The organism is Olivibacter sp. LS-1 (assembly GCF_008245145.1).
GTDB classification, from domain to species: Bacteria; Bacteroidota; Bacteroidia; order Sphingobacteriales; family Sphingobacteriaceae; genus Olivibacter; species Olivibacter oleidegradans.
Genome location: NZ_CP041643.1, coordinates 432,708 through 450,882 on the forward strand (window position 1 = coordinate 432,708; position 18,175 = coordinate 450,882).

The 18,175-nt window shown below is 40.5% G+C and carries 12 protein-coding genes; 5 read left to right on the top strand and 7 right to left on the bottom strand.

The genetic code is table 11. From position 1 onward, the window contains the following. Window positions 1–35: 35 nt before the first annotated feature. The 3 genes from FKG96_RS01835 to FKG96_RS01845 form a co-directional block, all read right to left on the bottom strand. Window positions 36–1,019, bottom strand: a complete 984-nt coding sequence (locus FKG96_RS01835; protein WP_130854860.1) for a FecR family protein — start codon at window positions 1,017–1,019, stop codon at window positions 36–38. A 68-nt stretch (window positions 1,020–1,087) separates the two neighbouring features. Continuing rightward, window positions 1,088–1,687: an RNA polymerase sigma factor gene (locus FKG96_RS01840; RefSeq protein WP_149105105.1), complete on the bottom strand. Its 600-nt coding sequence runs from the start codon at window positions 1,685–1,687 to the stop codon at window positions 1,088–1,090. Between the two features lie 59 nt (window positions 1,688–1,746). Beyond that, a complete protein-coding gene (locus FKG96_RS01845; RefSeq protein ID WP_013664274.1) occupies window positions 1,747–2,118 on the bottom strand; it encodes a helix-turn-helix domain-containing protein in 372 nt (123 codons plus the stop codon). Window positions 2,119–2,235: 117 nt separating this feature from the next. On the opposite strand from FKG96_RS01845, the gene FKG96_RS01850 reads away from it, so the two are divergent. Then, window positions 2,236–2,904 (top strand): NAD(P)H-dependent oxidoreductase, encoded by a 669-nt coding sequence (locus tag FKG96_RS01850; protein WP_013664275.1) that lies wholly within the window; start codon window positions 2,236–2,238, stop codon window positions 2,902–2,904. Window positions 2,905–3,145: 241 nt separating this feature from the next. Continuing rightward, complete coding sequence (locus FKG96_RS01855) at window positions 3,146–4,729, top strand: ABC-F family ATP-binding cassette domain-containing protein (RefSeq protein ID WP_013664276.1); 1,584 nt, start codon at window positions 3,146–3,148, stop codon at window positions 4,727–4,729. Window positions 4,730–4,920: 191 nt separating this feature from the next. Here FKG96_RS01855 and FKG96_RS01860 read toward each other — a convergent pair whose 3' ends face one another. The 3 genes from FKG96_RS01860 to FKG96_RS01870 all read right to left on the bottom strand — a co-directional run bounded on the left by FKG96_RS01860 (window position 4,921) and on the right by FKG96_RS01870 (window position 11,106). Next, window positions 4,921–5,784 carry a family 16 glycosylhydrolase gene (locus tag FKG96_RS01860; protein ID WP_013664277.1) on the bottom strand — a complete coding sequence of 288 codons (864 nt, stop codon included), beginning with the start codon at window positions 5,782–5,784 and terminating at the stop codon, window positions 4,921–4,923. An 85-nt stretch (window positions 5,785–5,869) separates the two neighbouring features. Next, entirely contained in the window at window positions 5,870–7,864 is a 1,995-nt protein-coding gene (locus FKG96_RS01865; RefSeq protein ID WP_149105106.1) for a RagB/SusD family nutrient uptake outer membrane protein, read from the bottom strand. Window positions 7,865–7,875: 11 nt separating this feature from the next. Further along, window positions 7,876–11,106, bottom strand: coding sequence for a TonB-dependent receptor (locus tag FKG96_RS01870; RefSeq protein WP_149105107.1), 3,231 nt, complete (start codon window positions 11,104–11,106; stop codon window positions 7,876–7,878). Between the two features lie 220 nt (window positions 11,107–11,326). Between FKG96_RS01870 and FKG96_RS01875 the strand changes: the two genes are divergently transcribed. From FKG96_RS01875 to FKG96_RS01885, 3 genes are all read left to right on the top strand, one after another. Further along, window positions 11,327–12,007, top strand: coding sequence for a response regulator transcription factor (locus FKG96_RS01875; protein WP_130854854.1), 681 nt, complete (start codon window positions 11,327–11,329; stop codon window positions 12,005–12,007). A 17-nt stretch (window positions 12,008–12,024) separates the two neighbouring features. Beyond that, window positions 12,025–13,347: a sensor histidine kinase KdpD gene (locus FKG96_RS01880; RefSeq protein ID WP_130854853.1), complete on the top strand. Its 1,323-nt coding sequence runs from the start codon at window positions 12,025–12,027 to the stop codon at window positions 13,345–13,347. Window positions 13,348–13,468: 121 nt separating this feature from the next. Further along, a complete protein-coding gene (locus tag FKG96_RS01885) occupies window positions 13,469–13,681 on the top strand; it encodes a hypothetical protein (RefSeq protein WP_130854852.1) in 213 nt (70 codons plus the stop codon). 385 nt (window positions 13,682–14,066) lie between these two features. On the opposite strand, the gene FKG96_RS01890 is transcribed toward FKG96_RS01885, so the two are convergent. Beyond that, window positions 14,067–18,137 (bottom strand): two-component regulator propeller domain-containing protein, encoded by a 4,071-nt coding sequence (locus FKG96_RS01890; protein WP_149105108.1) that lies wholly within the window; start codon window positions 18,135–18,137, stop codon window positions 14,067–14,069. Window positions 18,138–18,175 lie beyond the last annotated feature (38 nt).

The window sequence follows — 18,175 nt, forward strand, 5'->3', positions numbered from 1 at the left end:
ATATTACTTCCTTTACGGAAGCTATCCTTAATGTATTAGAAGATATTCAAGGATCCATTCGCCTCCTTTCTGTATTGTTTGTTCAACATATGGCAGATAATCTCCAATGTTTGTGAAGCACTCCGTTCATACTTCAGTTTGAGCGTGTACCGATGATTTAGCACAGTTGCGTCGGTACTGATCAAGGATATCCCATAGACATCGCGAAAACACAGCGCCAGCTCTGAAAAAGACACCTGCGCTAAGGATATTGACCCGCCGCGCCAAGCCAGCGTAGCGGGAACAGCTTTCTTTCTGAATTGCTTATTTGCCCGATCATATATATATCCGTCACCTCTATGCAATAGCAATGATTGCCCCTTATTTTCACTGCTTACCTGTACACGACCGGTGCTAACTGTTATTTCTGCTTTAGGCCTGTAATCATACGCTTTTACGTTAAAAGATGTACCTAAAACCTGTATAAACAACTCATCCGTTTGTACCCAGAAAGGGCGATCAGCAAGTGGCCGGATTTCAAAAAATGCCTCCCCTCGCAACTGAACAAAACGTTGTTTTTCTCCATAACCATCTTTCAACACCAATGACGAATTAGCATTTAACGTCACGACAGAGCCGTCCGAAAGTTTTACTGTTTTATATTCTCCCGAGTTGGTAGAAAAGTGCATTACAATCGGCTCTTTGGTACGGTATTTACGGGACGGTAGACCAAAATCAGTAGGCTTGAACCAAGTGATTCCGAGGATCAGCATGATAACTGCCGCCGCGACTCTCAACCACGGTGCAAGACGTTTTTGCTTATTACGTTTAAGCTTTGGCTCTTCCTGCTTATTCGCGTCAATATGTTTTCTCAAACGTTCTTTTACACGTAACTTTTCTTCTTCGCCGGGGCGAACTTCCGCCACCGCTCTCTCCTCTTCAAATGAATCGTACCATATGTCTACAAGCTGCCGCTCCACTTTGGTGCTCTCACCTGCATGATATCTTTTCAATAAATCTTTATATACACTAAATTTCACACCTGCTGATTTTATACTATAGTGTATAAAGTGCACGATCTATACTTCAAGAAAAGATGGTTAAATTGTTAAGTTTTTGTAAACAGGATTGTCAGTAAAGAATAAATAGGCAAATGGGGATGCGACTCAATGAGTTTGGTTTTCAACCGTCGCAGTGCTTCCGTGTGGTTGTTTCGAATGGTTTGGTCGGCTAGTTGCAATGCTTCGGCTATCTCACCTATCGTATAGTCTTGCATACGCAGCAGAAAAACTCTCCGCATGTTCTCCGGAAAGGCTCGCACTGCCTCATTTATGGTTTGTTGTAGGGATGCAACTTCTAGAAGACTAATAACGCCGTCTTCGATCTCTTCCATTCGCTGAAATAAGTGCGCATGCAATTCCTCCTCGCGTTCTTGTTGGCTTGCCCAACGAATAATTTTATATTTAAGCATAGCGCCGAGATAGCCTCCGAGATCGCTTTGAATCTGTAAATTGTGCCGTTGAATCCAAAAATCAGCAAAAACATCTTGTACAAGGTCTTCGGCCAGTTCCCGTCTTCGGAGCCTATAATAAGCTCGCTGATAAAGATGCTCCCAATATCGTTCGAAGAGCTGCTCAAAAGCAGCGGCGTCATCGTTCCGCATGCTTTCGATTAAGGCCTTTTCGCATGTTTCCAGGACAGGTTGCATTCAATTAACTCTTATAGCAAAGATAAGGGGTCTATATTATGGCAACGTTAAATCTTAAGCTAAGAATCTCGTTCTTCTCTGCATTGTTTGTGCGCCACTCCCCATTGTTCGAGTTGTTGCCAAATGGGGATAAGCGCTTGCGCGCTTGCTGTGAGTCGATAGTCGACCCGAGGCGGGACCTCTGCGTAAACTGTACGTTCGACCAATCCATCTCTTTCCAGTTCCTGTAAATGCAAAGTCAACATACGATCGGTAATGCCGGGAATAATTTTTTTTAGCTCACTAAAACGTAGTGTCTTTTTTTCAAGTTTATATAGAATGATCAGCTTCCATCGTCCTCCCAACATATCAACCGCATACATCATCCCGCAAAAGTCTATCAACTTTTCTCGGTTAATGCTATTGGTGGATGTAGGCTTTCTCTTACTCATTATGCAAACTCATTACTTACAATTTTGTGTGCCTCATACAAAGGGCTGCATACTGGCAAATATAAGGATCAGCCAATAATTTTGTCGACGCTTTATTAAAACATAAATATTATTTGTATGAAAATTCTCATTGTATATGCACATCCGGAACCTCAAAGCATGAACGGAGCCTTGTTTAAAATGGCCATCGATACCCTTACCAAAGCTGGGCATGAAGTAAAGGTATCTGATTTATACGAAATGCGTTTTAACGCTATCTCAGATCGAAGCAATTTTGTCAGCGTTCACAATCCGGAATTTTATAAACAGCAATTAGAGGAAGTCCATGCCACGAAAACAAACGGCTTTGCTGACGACATTGAGGCAGAACAACAAAAGGTTGAATGGTGTGACTTGATGATCTGGCAATTTCCGCTTTGGTGGTTTAGTGTACCTGCTATTTTAAAGGGATGGGTGGACCGTGTATTTGCTATGGGACGCTTCTATGGGAACGGTCGCATTTATGAAAAGGGCGTCTTTAGTAATAAAAAGGCTTTACTATCGCTTACTACAGGCGGCGGTAAGAGCGATTATCTAAAAGGTGGTTTTAACGGGGATCTTGCAGGAATCCTGCGTCCGCTTCATCGGGGGATTTTTGAATTTACCGGTTTCGAGGTACTGTCTCCTCACGTCGTCTACGGCCCTGCAAGGTTATCGCCAGCGGATCGTGAGCGTGAACTTGAAATCTGGAGTGAACGACTAATTCAAATTTTCGAAGAGCAAGCTATCTCGGTTGGAGAATACTAAGACACGTCCAAGCCTTCACGCGATCTTTTTACTCAATCAGGCTAGATCAAGGTTATTTTTCCGGCATGACACTTTGGCTTAGAAAGAATGTACTTTTATAGTCATTACAAAAATTATATATTTGCATCATAAACCATACAAGGCATTAAATGTAGGATTTAATTTCTTTCAATAACAAATGAACATGCGTTGCCAATAACAGCAACCAGGTCTATGCTTGTACCCTTTAAGAAAGAAATTCATGCTTATCCTACGAAATGTTTCCTATATACATCCGGACAAAGAATTGCTGTTTGATAACATTAATCTGACCGTAAACAATCACGATAAAATCGCCTTGATCGGTAATAACGGTTCCGGAAAATCTACGTTACTTAAAATTATCAGCGGCGAACTGAAAGCTACCGGAGAGGTGATGACGGTCACAAGTCCTTATTACGTTCCTCAGATCTTTGGACAATTCAATCACCTGACTATTGCCCAGGCTTTGCGTGTCGAAGAAAAACTACATGCCTTAAGAGAGATACTAGAAGGGCGAGCTACGGAAGAACTGATGGATTTGTTAGCTGACGACTGGACCATCGATGAACGTTGTAGAGAGGCTTTGGATCGCTGGCAGCTCAAAGACTTAAACTTGGAACAAGGGATGGATACTTTAAGTGGCGGACAGCGAACAAAAGTTTTCCTAGCAGGAATCTCCATTCACCAACCAGATTTCATACTGCTCGACGAACCCAGCAATCATTTAGATGCTGTAAGTCGAAAATTACTTTATGAGTTTATCGAATCCACTTCGAGCACGCTGCTTATAGTAAGCCATGACAGAACACTATTGAACTTGTTGAATACGGTTTGCGAATTGAATAAACAAGGTATCGCTGTATACGGAGGGAATTACGATTTTTATATCGATCAGAAGAATACAGAAACGATAGCGTTAAATCAGGATATCAAAAGTAAGGAGAAAGCGCTACGTAAAGCTAAAGAGCGCGAACGGGAAACTATAGAAAGACAACAGAAATTGGATGCGCGTGGAAAGAAGAAACAGGAAAAAGCAGGTATTGCGCGCATTATGATGAATACATTAAGAAACAATGCGGAGAAGAGCAGTTCCAAAATTAAAAGCGTACACACAGAGAAAATCGACGGTATTTCGCAAGAGTTACACACCTTACGTTCGGCTGTAGCCGATCTAGATAAAATAAAGCTTGGTTTCGAAGATTCTGTGCTGCATAAAGGGAAATTACTATTTACGGCCGTCGATATCAACTTCGCTTACAAGGAGCATCAACTTTGGAGAAAAAATTTAAGCTTTCAGATCGCCAGCGGAGAGCGCATTAACCTAGCGGGTTCGAATGGTTCAGGAAAAACGACTTTAATCAATATTATTTTGGGACAATTAAGTCCTTCTTTGGGTAACACTTGGCGAGCGATCAACAAGGCAATTTACATAGATCAAGATTACTCACTAATCCGGAATGAGCTCACGGTATATGAACAAGCACAAAGATATAACGAAGCTGCCCTCGAGGAGCACGAAGTTAAGGTTCGCCTCAATCGTTTTTTATTTACAAAAGATGATTGGAACAAGCCTTGTAGCACCTTAAGTGGTGGCGAAAGGATGCGATTGATACTGTGTTGCCTTAATCTAGGCAACAATTCTCCGGATGTAATTATACTTGATGAGCCAACCAATAACCTGGACATCCAAAATATTGAGATATTAACCATAGCGATCAAGGAGTATAGGGGCACGCTGATTGTAGTATCACACGATACCTACTTTTTGGAGCAGATCGGCATTGAGCGAACGATTTATTTATAGGCGGCGGTCCACAGGTGGCTGGTTTTATCTTTTAAGCCTAACCGAATAAATTATTCGTTCATTTATTAAATCTATTTAGCACGAATCCGCCTGTATCAATACCGAAGCCAATAAAGCTAAGATATCGCTTCAACATTTCAAGTCGGGCACCGCCATGATGTTGCTTTATCTTTTATCGTGAAGCGATAAATTCACTTTTTTTGATAAACTCGTACATAATCGACTACAAAACGATTAGGGAATTGGGTATTTCCTAAATCTCCTCCATTGATCCCGCCCATCGCCAGATTCAGCAGGATATAATGAGGCTGCTTAAATGGGTTAAAGCCCGAGCCATCTCGATTCACCAATTCGTCCAATGGAACCTTATTCAATAGGATATCGTCTACGTATAAAGCAATTGCTTCTTCATCCCAATCCATTCGCCACACGTGGAATTCTGATGCCCACTTTTTGCCCCCTAATTCTTTTACCGCTTTTGTTTTACTATACCATTTCGCCTGGTAGGGCTGATCGGTGCCGCAAGCAATATTGGCAAGGATATTACCTTTGTAGTATTCCATGATATCAATCTCACCATTAGATGGCCATTGCTTTGAAATGCCTAAAGTCCAAAAAGCCGGCCAAAGTCCGGCACTGATATTAATTCGTCCTCTCATTTCAAAACGGCCATATTGCCAGCTATGCAAACCGCGGGTATTGATTGAGGAAGAAGTATGCGTTATTTTTGATCTGCTTTCGCTCCATTGCTTGCTATCCGCATTATAATTCGGATTGGCTTTGTCTTCTTTACGTGCTTCAATAATCAATAACCCGCCATCGCACCAAGCGTTGTCTTTTTGATACCACTGTTTCTCTTTGTTCCTGACAAAGCCTTCCTCGAATTTCCAGTTAGCCGTATCGGGTACTCCGGTCTGGTCAAACTCGTCCGACCAAACTAAATGGTATCCCTCCTTTTCATATTTTCCTACATGATCATTTACGACACGTTGCGCAAAAACAGAGGAAAAACTAATTGTAAATATGATGGCTAAAAGTTCTATATAATTATTCATTCTATGTCAGTTTTGTATCTTGGTTTATCGTTACCAGTTTATTATTAGTACTAAATTTAAAAATCTATTTGGCGGAGTTCTTATTTTAATAGCCAATAGGCCCCGCGCCAGCTGTAACGGGCCATCCCGGATTTTGATAAATAGGTGAGGTCTCCGTTGACTGACCATCGGACGAAGAAATCAGAAAATGCTCGGTAGCGATAGGACTTAAATAATGTGCTTCTGTGAAAAAATACCCATTATAGAACTGATTGTTAGGCGATATTTGATGTACCCTGAGATAACGGCTCAGCGACGGATCAGAAACCGTATTGGTAGTCGTTCCTCCATATTTTAATCTACTGCCATATATATCCTTCATTGGTCCCCAAACCTTGATTCCCTCTATCTTAAACCCGTTTAGCTGATCCATTGCCCGCCAACGTATCAAATCCATATAACGTAGCCCCTCTACCATGAGTTCAGCTCTTCTTTCACGGCGTATATTATAAAGTGTAGGGTTTATTAAGTTACCATGCGAATATGCACCCCAGTCGTTCAATCCTTCTTTACTCATATCCGTTGCCGCGACAGTTACATTGAAATCGGGATTTACTCCAGCTCGATTTCTTATAGCTTGCCAATAACTAACAGCGCTACCATCAAGCCCACCATTCTTCTCAAAGCAAGCTTCAATGTAATTAAGATAAGCCTCCGCAGCTCTAAAACATACGATGGCAGTCACATCACGCCCAACGATAGATTGCATATTATTGTCATAAGACAAACCTTTTTTGATAGAATAACCTGTACCCTCCAAAAACCTGCTAGCAAGGTCTATATTAGGAACCGTTGGCTCCACTTCCGGTGAGGATCCCGTGGGTAGGTTTATAAACGCTTTGGTTTCCCCCGGAGCACGCATAAATAACTTAAGCCTCCAGTCTCTATTTACTTTTACATTACCCACAAAATCGTCACCCTCATACCCGGAAGCGGCAGCATATATAGGCAAACCATTTCCCATCAAAAAATTATCAACAAACTGACGGGTATATCCGTAACCATTACCATAGTATATATAGTGATTCCAATATTGTACAACACCTAATGTCAAATCAAAATCTCTCCACAGCAGCACTTCATCATACGCAGCGAGATTTTCAGAGTTAAACATCTCAAAATAAGGATTACTAGGATCGGAAACACCTTGTTTAATATGCATCGAATTAACCGTCAAGGCATGAGCATCTGCTACAATCTTTGCTGCCGCCATTGCTTCTCCCAAGAAAAAATCAATCTCATTGGTTATACTTCCTGTAGGAAATTGATAGCCTCTATTATAGTCCTTAGTCGCTCCAGGCCAATTCGGACCGTTAGGTACTAAAGCAGTTCCCTGATGATATTTTAACCATGTTGCTTCAAATAATGCCACTCTAGACTTGACTAAGTAAGCCAGATCTTTTGATATCCGGGTTCGCCCACCAACTGGAGGAACGGTTAACAATAGTTCGGCAGCCTTATCAAGATCACTGAGAATAAAACGCGCGACCTCATTACGTGGCCTTCGTTTGCTTGCTTCTACCAACGCAGCTTGTTGATCGGGTAGCACCTTCGTAATAATGGGAAAATCTCCCATTTCCATTAACCTTCCGAAATAGACAAATGCTCGCATTAAATATGCTTCGCCTATATAATGATTGATGTTATTAACATTGCCCATAACCGCTCCTGCCTCTACTTTTGCCAAGGCGGTCTGTAAAAAATAATTCAATTGAAAAATTGTCCCAAAAGACCAGCCACCACCTGTAGCACCTACGCGCCATTGCCCTGGCAAAAACCGGTTATTGCTGCCTCGATTCGTCATATTGTCGGTAGTCGCATCATCTAAATAGAGCCCGGCACCACCTGATCCATCAGTAGTTCTGAAAACATCTTGATAACGCGCTATTGTATAAGCACTAAGATGGCTTTCTTCATTAAAATAGTTCTCCGGCGATACTGCTGCCTGCGGCGCAATATCCAAATGCTTATTACATCCTACGATTAGGATAGTCAAAAAACAGAGAAGTGTTATTTTTATATCAAATTTATTTGTTTTCATGCTTGTTTAACTTAAAAATTTGCGTTAATCCCAAAGGCGAACACCTTTTGTAAAGGATATACTGTTCCTCCTTGACGTCCTATCCCTATTGATTCCGGATCAAGTGTATCATTGAGCTTAGTAAATGTCAATAGGTTTTCGCCTGAAGCAAATAAGCGAACATTAGACATTTTTATGTTTCTGGTTAAAGTATTAGGCAAGGTGTAGCCAAGTTGGAAGTTTTTGAGCCTAATGTAGGAAGCATCTAGTAGATACCCGGTTTGTGCCTGTTGGTTTTTCCCGCTAAATAATGGTCTCGGATAATAGGAGTCGATATTTTGGCCAAGTGGGTGATTTGGGTCGGCACGGAAATAATCTAAATGGTCCTTCAAGGCCGTTGACCAAAAATCGCCGGCACCGGTGGTACCCCAAAATACCATGCCCGATGGCGCCCAATCTCTTTTTAGAATACCTTGCCAGAACATACTTACATCAAACCCCTTCCAACTAGCATTGAAATTCACTCCGATTGCATAGCGGGGAGTAGAATTTCCGATAATGGTTCTATCACCCGGATTTGCCAAAGAGTTAGCGCCTCCATCCACTTTTCCATCGCCATTAAGATCGGCATACATAATATCTCCAGCTTCCCAAGCCCCGCCCGAAATGGCATTTTGACCTCCATTTGGAAGGGAAGCTAAATGGGCATCCATTTCTTCTTTGGTTCTGGCAATACCAATGGTATGATATCCCCATATATTATTAATGTATTGTCCGGCAATATATGATCCAATGTCATTGGTTAGATTATAGAAGTTGAGAACCTTCGTTCTTGAATCGGAAAGATTTAATCTTGCTCCATAGGAAACCTCTCCAATCTTATCATCCCACGCCAACGTAAATTCAAAACCTTTTGTAACGATATCGATATTGTTAACTAGTGGAACACTTGTTCCCAGCGTAGCTGGTAAGGTTTGACCCCGACCGAGACCATCATCTGTATAACGCATATAATAATCGAACGAGCCACTTAATCGACCGTTCAAGAGCTGCCAATCCAAACCAAAGTTCCAATTCCGAATCTTCTCCCATGTTAAGGAGGTACTGATTAAGCCCGGCGCACCCGACGTATTTGGCCTAGCACCGTCTACTAACCAATTACCATTTGCTGTACCTGTTGGAATAGTTTGATAAGTAGGATAATATGCTGGATTCCAATTATCTAATGTATTTTGATTACCCAACTTACCATAAGAAGCACGAAGCTTCAGCATTTGCACGGTATTAGTAACGGAACGAAAGAAATCTTCCTGCGCGATATTCCATCCTGCTGAAACAGAAGGAAACCAATTCCATCGTGCATCTCTTCTGAAACGTGAAGATCCATCGTATCGCAGATTACCTTCTAGTAAGTATCTGCCTTTATAATCGTAGTTAATACGCCCAAAAAAGCCCGCCGTTGACCATTTATCCAAGCCACCTCCCACAGTAGGAACAGGATTACCGGTTAATCCCAATACCGGCAATTCTGTAGTGATCAAGTCCATTCTTTGGGCGTTAAAATTCTTTGTTCTTGTCCATTCAGATTGAAAACCCATCATCAATTTAACGTTATGGTCATTTATACTTTTTGTATAATTTGCATATAGATTGGGATTGAAGAAATACAGTTTTCGGGCATATTCATAAACATAATCATTCGCGGGACTAAGTAAAGAAACATATTGACCTACTCCGTCAGCATTACGTGAATACACTTTAAATGCGTCTTCATGAACAAATTGCGTTTCTGTCCTATAATTCAGTTCGCCTATAATATTTAAATCTTTTATAGGCGTATAGGTCATTTTCAGCTGTTGTGTTATATAATCTTGCTCATCCGTACGCCTACCACCATTTTGCAAGGCATCTACATAATTGATATCCGACATATAAAATCCATTTGGATCATAAAGCGCCCGATTAGGTCTAGCTCTGCGCATAACGTTATCATAGAACCCATCGGTCATGCTGGTGGGCCGCCCATAATTCGTTCGAATTAATCGACTCATGTACTCGACATTAAGATTATCGCGTAATTGTCCACTTATCTTCGCAGTAACTCCATAGCGATTAAACTTATCTGTTCCATAGCGCATAAAACCGCCTTGGTTAAGGTAATTACCCGACAAATAATAAGTCCATTTATCAGAGCCTCCGCTGATACTCAGATTATGTTCATTCGCAGGCGCCCAGTCGCGATAATATTCCCTCATCCAGTCTACATTTCCGTAAGTATTATCATAATCCCATTTACCGTCGGGTCTGGCTACAGCTACGTCGCTTGGATCCAAAAGCCCATCTATATAGTCCTTCATCTTTTGAACCACCGTTGGGCTAAATTTCTGGCCACTTCCTCCACCATTATAATCAGCGTCATTCCAATAAGTAGCAAACTCATACGAATTCATCATTTTTAACAGCAATACAGGCGTGCTCCAGCGGAAACTATTGTTATAATTTACCCTAGCTTTTCCGGAAGCTCCTTTTTTTGTCGTTACCAAAATAACTCCAAAGGGTGCCCTTGAGCCGTATACTGCAGAAGAGGCGGCATCTTTTAATACCGATATACTCTCTATATCTTGCGGATTCAAGGCATCTAAAGACCCTTCCGACCCATCAATCAGCACTAGGGGGCTTCCAGACGAAAAACCGCTAATTGTACCCGTCCCTCTTACATTAACGCTTCTACCTGCATTCAAGGTTCCACCTAATCCTTGTGTAGAGATATTTAACCCAGGTAGAACTCCTTGAAGTGCCTGTGTAACATTCTGTACAGGCCGCGCTTCCAAATCTTTAGCGCTGACAATTCCCACGGCGCCTGTGAGGTTCACTTTCTTCTGCGTTCCGAAACCAACTACAACCACTTCATCCAAATCATTAGCATCGTCGGGCAATAACTCCACGTTTACATTGTAGTTCCCCTGGCGGTTTGGTGCCAATGTACTAAGGCCTATTTCTTTCGATTTATAGCCGATACATGAAAAAATCAAAACCGCGCCCTCCGTGGCCTCAATTTTAAAGGTTCCCTGATCTCCTGTTTGCCCCAAAGCCTTTCCGTTACGCTGCTCTCTTATAGATACCCCAGCAACAGGCCCCCGGCTATCTTTTACAAGGCCTGTAACTTGAACATTTTGAGCTGCTACCAGCTGTACATTCGCCAGCAGGAGAGAAATGAATAATAAACTTCCATATTGGAAACAATAGGTCCTAGATTTGCTCATAATTTAAAAAAATACGTTCCATAATGTTGTTGGTTGATTTCAATAGCTGATGGCCACATGGTTTAGTCGTTGACATCATCTATCGTATGCAATTATGAAAGATTTTTACGGATGGCAGGGGTGGCAAAATATGATAGTTTAGGGGGTAAAATAGTATTAACTTTGCTTTAATATTTTAATATAAAGACAAAGCGTTCATAAATGTGTTTATTGGATAAACATGAAAATCCTTATTGTTGAAGATCAGAAAGACCTTGCGCTCGAAGTGGCTGAATTTCTGTTTACAGAAGAGGGATGCGTAATCGACCATGCATGGAAAAAAAGCTCTGCATTGGAAAAAATAACAGAAAGCACCTATGATTTCATTTTATTGGATATTACACTACCGGATGGCAACGGTTTGGACATAATAAACGAGCTAAAAAAATTCAAAGACAGAAGGGATGCAGTGATTGTTCTTTCGGCCAGAGGGGCTATTGACGATCGCATAGCAGGCTTAGAGCTGGGAGCAGATGACTATTTGCCTAAACCATTCTCATTGCCGGAATTGCGCGCTAGGATTCATGCAATTATACGCAGGAAACATCAGGTGAACGATAATAACATTCCCGTACGTGACTTTTCGTTAAATATACAGCAAAGGACCTTCTGTTACGGGAATGTGGTATTAAATCTCACCAAAAAAGAATATGATATACTTGCTTATTTAGTGTTGAACAAAAACAAAGTAGTGGCGAGGATGAGTCTCACAGAACATATATGGGGTGATCTCTACGATGCTTATGTTGACTCCAATTTTGTAGATGTTCATATAAAGAACTTACGTAAAAAACTACAACAACATGCCGAGGTCGATTGGCTCGAAACCGTTCGCGGGGTTGGCTACCGAGTTAAATTGTAACCTATTTGGCGTCGCTTATGAAACTCTCCAATAAAATAGCGCTATATAATTCACTTACCAAAGTAATCATCATCTTGGTGTTCAGTTTTGTTATTTACCTTTTTACGGATAGCATTTCGAATCATCATTTGCAGCAGCGCCTCGTAGACAAGCGCAAGAAATTCATGCATGGACTTACGCAGGAACAGATCGACCACCTTATTCAAAGCCAAGCCAACTTTACCGACTATAACATTTTAAAGGAAGAGTTTATTATTTTAACTCCCATTAAGCAACTCGTTAAAAACAACCATGGTAATTTCATCAAACAAACGCGAGAAATAGAGGGGGAAACACAACCTTACCTCATTTATACTTACTATTTTAGATTTCATCAAAACAATTATCGCCTGGAAATAGGCGAAACTACGGTTGTGTTAAGTAAATTGGAGAAAAATATCTGGTTATTTACCTGCTTAGCACTTCTTATCTCCATCATTATAACCTTAATCATTGATATATCTTTTACTAATAAATTGCTACAACCATTTTACAATATTGTCGAAAAGAAGCTGAATAAAATTAACGATCCCTTACAGTTTAGCTATATTCCCGAGAAAACAAGTACAGAAGATTTCCTACTGTTAGATAGAAGCCTGATGCAACTAATGGAAAAAGTAAGTCGACAGTTGGATGTCGAAAAGCAATTCACTTCAAATGTTTCACATGAACTACTTACTCCGATCAGTACCTTAAGTAGCCGATTTGAAAATATGCTTAACGATGAAAGTCTATCCACTTCAGCCGTTCAGAAAATAAGTGATTCGTTAATGACGCTCGCATTTTTAAAAAGAACCATAAAAGATCTACTTTTGATTGCGAAGATTGACAATGGACAATACGAAAAATTCGAGAAAATCGATCTCACAAACTTGATTGAAGAGATTCGAGTTGAGATGGACGATTTACTGGCTAATAAAGAGGTCCAATTACACAACCAATTATCGCCGAAGCTCAATATCATCGGAAATTCAACACTGATTCACATTCTTTTTGCCAACCTCATCAAAAATGCCATAAAATATAACCAACAGCATGGCACAATTCGTGTCTACAACGAGATAAAAAACGACCATCTCGTTCTTTTCTTTGAGGATTCTGGAATTGGCATGACAGCGGAAACATTACAACACATATTTAATCGCTATGAACGTTTCAGTACTTCACAGGAAGAAGGGCATGGCTTAGGGCTGGCGATTGCCAAAAGTATCGCTGCTTTCCACACGATGGATATCCAGGCTTCCAGTATTCTTCACGAAGGGACCACTATTGCATTGCATATACCTATTACACGTCATTGAATTCCATCTTCATCAAATCTTCATGTTAACTTCTCAACTTTGGTATAACAAAACAACGGAAGCAAAGACATAAATTGAAAGAGCCGTCAAAAGCTTCCGATGTATTAAAAAGATAAATACCATGAAAAAAACAATTTTAGCGCTTGCATTAGTTGCATCAACTTTCGGCGCATTCGCACAACAAAATGTTAAAAAAGAAACAGTATCAGCTAAAACTGAAGTTCAAAAAAAAGGTGAAGGTGTAAAAAAGCATCGTAAAAGCCATGCGTTAAAAGGAGAAAGTAAAACCTCAGCCGTCGTGCAAACAGCTACCGCAAAAAAAGAGGTCAAATAATTTGGTAAATAAACAGATAATGCTTGTTCATAAGAGCCAACGGTGTAAATGCCGTTGGCTTTTTTGCTTGACTTCCGGTAGTAAAATTCCGAAATATTAAATCAATTCGTATTTTTGCATTACCTTCTATACAACCCGTGATCATTTCTTTCTCTTAAAAAAAACAATCCAATAATCCACATGAACTCCACGTCAAGTCCACCTTTAGTCCACATCAGGTCCACGTATCCTTCACTACTCCTTTACTATCTCTTCGCTTTTCTTTCATTTTCTATATAGCGGGTACTGTTAGTATATAACCAAAATATCCGCTGAAGGTAAACACAAGAGGAACCGGTTCTTCTCCGGACTGGAGAAGTCGATTTGATTTTAATATAGACAGCGATCAACTAATTTGATACTTCTTTTGAAATAATCCTTTATACTTTCTTACATATTCAGAAGGCGTCATGCTAAATTCCTTTTGAAACTGCTCGCGAAAGTACTTTACATCATTGAACCCCGCGATTATTGACACTTCATTGATATTTACGTCCTCTTTTAACAGTGTTTGCGCTGCTTTTCTTAGTTTAATCAGACGCATAAACTCATTGGCGGTACGTCCTGACAGACTCTTAATCTTTTTATAAAGTGCCGAATGACTCATCCCTATTTCGGCCGCAAGGCTCTTAATAGTAAATTCATGATGCAAGTGTTTGAGAACAATGTCCTCGCAGCGTTGTAAAAAAGCTACCTCTTCTTCAGAAATGCCGATGCGGGTTGACAAAGTTACCTGTTCATAAAATGTTTCTTCAATTACCTTTTTTTGTTTTAACAGGGCCTGTATTCTTGCCTGCAAATGAACTTCATTAAAGGGTTTGCTAACATAATCGTCAGCCCCTAACTCTATACCTTTAAGTTTATTTTCTTCTGAAGTACTTGCAGTCAATAAAATCACAGGAATTTTATGCCAAAGTTTGTTTTTTTTCAGCTCCTCTACAAACTGAAGTCCATCCATATCCGGCATCATCACATCACAAAGAACAATGTCAGCTATTTTACTCGGCAAAGCTGCCAATGCATCCTTAGCGTTATGAAAAACCATCAAAGAAAAGCTTGGTTCAAAGCACCTATATAGATAATCAACGATTTCTTGGTTATCGTCGATTATCATCATCAACGGCTTTTTATTGATTAAAGTTGTAGGCACCATTGTCTTGCCTTTAGCGTACGAATCTATTATATGCGGTCTACTGATCGGCTCTTCCAAAAGTTCTTCCAAGAACATCGATTTCTGACCGATGTCTTCGTAAATTAAGCGATCTTGCAAATGCTGTCGCCCACGCGGTAAAGAAAGGATAAAGGTACTACCCCCATCAGGCCGATTGAAATAATCCAGCGTTCCCACATGTTGTTCGGCAAATTTTTTGGAGAGGTATAAGCCTATTCCGAAGCCACTTTGTTGTCCATGTGCATGTCGCGCAAATTTCTCAAACAGTTCGTTCTGATATTCACGCGGTATTCCACAACCATTGTCTTCTACCAGGAACTGAACTTTATCCTCGTGAAAACGTAGTTTCAATGTCACCGTGCCTCTTGTTGCAGTAAACTTAAAGGCATTGGTGAGCAGATTAAACAAAATAACTTCTATTTTTTCCCGGTCAGCATAGATAGGCTCGGTTGTTTCGGGCAATTCCAAAAAAAAGTCAATCGATGCTAACTTAGCCTGCTGCTCATAACATTGATAAATTTCCTGACACAGCTCGTCGGCATTAAGCTGAACGATCTTTAGGTTATCCAAATCACTTTCTGCCTTTTTAAATAAAAGCAATTGATCTACCATACTTAAAAGCCGTTTACTATTCCGGTATACGCTTTGCAAAATCTCTAGATCCTGTGCCTTTTCTTTCATCAGCAAGGTTCTAATTGGATTAATAATGAGCGTTAAGGGTGTACGAAGTTCATGCGAAACGTGTGTGAAAAACGCGATTTTCTTTTCATTCAATTCGTGTTCCTTTTCTTTCTCCACTTTTGCCCTTTCCACTTCATATTTTAGTTGCAAACTGCTTTTTCTATAGCGATTATAACCTGTCACAGTAAATAGAAAGATAATACCATACAAACCATAAGCCCACCAAGTAGCCCACCAGGGCGGTGATACCTGTATGTAAAGTAAGCGTTCATTTGGCATCCACTGCCCATCGGCATCGGAGGCTTTAATATGTAAAACGTATTTTCCCGGAGGCAATTTCCCATAATTTGCACTCCGAGTATGGCCGACATAATTCCAATTGTCTTCCCAGCCCGCTAAGTAGAATGCATAATTGATTTTATCTTGAAAACTATAATTTAAAGCTGCAAAATCTACCGAAAGTACCGCACGATCATAAGGAAGTTTAAGTGTATTAATCTCACTAAGTCCGCTCTCGCCGGTATTTAAATCCGAATTTTCTATTGGCTTATTATTTATTCGGATGCCCGTAATCCGCAACGGTGCTTTACTTTCTAACGATGTTATCGTCTCTGGAAGAAAGATATTGAATCCATTTATACCGCCGAACAACAATTCGCCGGTAGATAGTTTCAACGCTGCATTATAGTTAAACTGATTGCTCTGTAACCCGTCGGCAGCAAAGAAATTACGAAAGGTATTGTCGCGAGGAGAAAATTCTGATAAACCGTTGAAGGTACTCAACCACAAATGGTTGCTGTTGTCTTCTAAGATATTCAATACGGCATTTTCGGGCAACCCATCGGATTCTGAATAGGTTTTAAATGATCTTTTCACCTTATCAAAAAGCATTAAACCCTTACCTTCGGTGGCTAACCAGAATTTTCCCTTTCCACTCGGCTTAATGGCACGTATCGCACTACCCAAAGGAAACCGGACATGCTGTTTGGCTTGGAGATCTATTTTTATCAAACTGTTGAACGTTCCTCCCCATAACTGTCCGTCTTCATCTTCCGTAATAGTAAGCAGGTTGGTAATCGAATGGTCCGCAAGCTCAAAGTAGTCTCCTTTCTTATTAAGCCGATAAAGCCCTCCGTCCGACAAGGTTCCTGCCCATATACCTCCTTTGCTATCTTTATAAAGTGCCCATACGTTCGCTTCTTCATATCGGTACACGGTATTAACGCAACGATATCGCTTAAATTGACGGGTTCGAAGGTTAAACTTGTTAATTCCGCCGCCATAAGTTGCAATCCACAGATTTTCTTCATCGTCTTTTATAATATTCACCACATAATTATTACTGATGCTATTGCTATTGTGAGGATCGTGCTTAAAGTTTTTAAATGTATTGGTAGATCGGTTCCACAAGCTTATTCCCGAACCGTCGGTACCTATCCAAACATGATCACGATCTTGTTCACAAAAAGAAATAATAAAGTTACTGCTTAAGGCATTCGGATGATTACCATTACGTTGCACCAATTTAAACCGATTAGCCGTTTTATCCAGTATATTTAAACCGCCTCTTAAGGTGCCGATCCATTTCCGATCGGCATTATCTATATATATTGCGTATACGGCAGCGCTTGATAGATTATCGGCCGCGTCGCCTGCAAAAAAGCCTTGATGTTCTTCCGTTTGAGGATTAATCTGAAATACACCTCCTCCATCTGATCCAACCCATATTTGCCCTTGTTTATCGAGACTTAGGCTCATGACAGGTTGACTACCTATGGATGCATAATGCTGATAGATGAATCTATTATGCTGCGATTTTCGAAGTCGATGAAGACCCTTATTATTACCTATCCATATACTTCCCTGCTTATCTGACACCAAGCAGTTAGCCTGCCAAACCTTGTGGTCGACCAATTCCAGGAATCCCTTCGTAGCATCATAATACATGAGCCCTACGTTCTGCACGAAGACCCAAACCGTTTGTTTACTACTCATTACAGCAGCCTGTGCGTGAAATTGATAGGTTAACTGTTTATCACATTTTAACGGAATTTGCTTTGCTCTATTTGTATTTGGGTCATGAAGCAGCAAACCCTGTCCAGCCGTACAAATCAGCAGGTTGCCGTTTTCCATTTTTAGTAAGGCATTTATAGGAGTGGTAACCTTTATATCGGGGTTGATTGGTTTGTTTTCCTCCCTATAAAAAAGAGGGAAGAAACTCCATTTAGATTTATCGAGACGATAAACGCCCATTTTGGTTCCTACCCAAAGATTAGCGGCGCCATCTTCTTCGATGGCTGATACTCTATTGTTTGGTAAGGATAAAGAATCATCAAGGCTGTTTTTGAAAGTCCTAAACTGATAGCCATCATATTGGTTTAAACCATCAAAAGTACCCACCCACATAAATCCATATCGATCTTGGAAAATCGTGGTAACGGAATTATTGGATAAACCCTCCTTTAAACCGATACGCTTAAACTGCGCATTAACTGTCAAAGAAACAATTATCAATAAAATTAAAATGACCGGCTTCTTTCCGCTTGAAGGGTAAAAATAAAACATATCTTTAGGCTTGATATTAGTTTTACCCAAACATAGGA